Raw genomic sequence first — 1,226 nt, forward strand, 5'->3', positions numbered from 1 at the left:
CTACCTCCGGCAAGAAACACGTGACGCTGCACCTAAATGCATTTCGGGGAGAACCAGCTATCACGGAGTTTGATTGGCCTTTCACCCCTACCCACAGCTCATCCCCTCAGTTTTCAACCTAAGTGGGTTCGGGCCTCCACAACATCTTACTGCTGCTTCACCCTGGCCATGGGTAGATCACTCCGCTTCGGGTCCAGACCCGGCGACTCAAACGCCCTATTCGGACTCGCTTTCGCTACGGCTACCCCACAACGGGTTAACCTCGCCACCGAGCACTGACTCGCAGGCTCATTCTTCAAAAGGCACGCCATCACCCCACAACGAGGGCTCTGACGGATTGTAAGCACACGGTTTCAGGTACTATTTCACTCCCCTCCCGGGGTACTTTTCACCTTTCCCTCACGGTACTTGTCCGCTATCGGTCGCAAGGTAGTATTTAGGCTTACCGAGTGGTCTCGGCAGATTCACAGCGAATTTCACGGGCTCGCTGCTACTCGGGTATCCATCACAACAGGCACCGTGTTTTCGGTTACAGGACTCTCACCCTCTCCGGCGGACCGTTCCAGGTCACTTCACCTAACACGACACTTTCTTACTGCTGTCCAGCCAGGTAGAGCTGGAAAGATGAACCCCACAACACCACACACACAACCCCTACCCGGTATCACATGTGCATGGTTTAGCCTCATCCGCTTTCGCTCGCCACTACTCACGGAATCACTATTGTTTTCTCTTCCTGAGGGTACTGAGATGTTTCACTTCCCCTCGTTCCCTCCACACCGTCTATATATTCAACGGCGGGTAACACCACATGACTGGTGCTGGGTTTCCCCATTCGGAAATCCTCGGATCACAGCTCGGTTGACAGCTCCCCGAGGCATATCGCAGCCTCCCACGTCCTTCATCGGCTCCTTGCGCCAAGGCATCCACCGTGCGCCCTTAGACACTTACAACACACAAAACACACACCAAACCCGAGACAACCAAAAGCCATCACAAACCTGATGCGCCCTTCATGACGTCAAGCGCCAAAAAAACACAACAAAATGCTTACACAGAAACATGTAAAATTACAGAAACAAAAACACGACCACCACACCAAAACAGTGCAGCGTCATGTTGATGCTCGCGTCCACTATACAATTCTCAAACAACACACACCACCACACCGCCACCCACCCACACCCCCACAGGGACGCAGTACGCAGGCGCTGACGCGCAGCAGC

General features: G+C 53.8%; 1 rRNA gene. It reads right to left on the bottom strand.

The features are described 5' to 3' along the window. Positions 1-953, bottom strand: a 23S ribosomal RNA gene (locus tag AXK61_RS24145); the annotation flags it as partial. Between the last annotated feature and the right edge of the window lie 273 nt (positions 954-1,226).

The organism is Tsukamurella pseudospumae (assembly GCF_001575205.1).
Lineage (GTDB): Bacteria > Actinomycetota > Actinomycetes > Mycobacteriales > Mycobacteriaceae > Tsukamurella > Tsukamurella pseudospumae.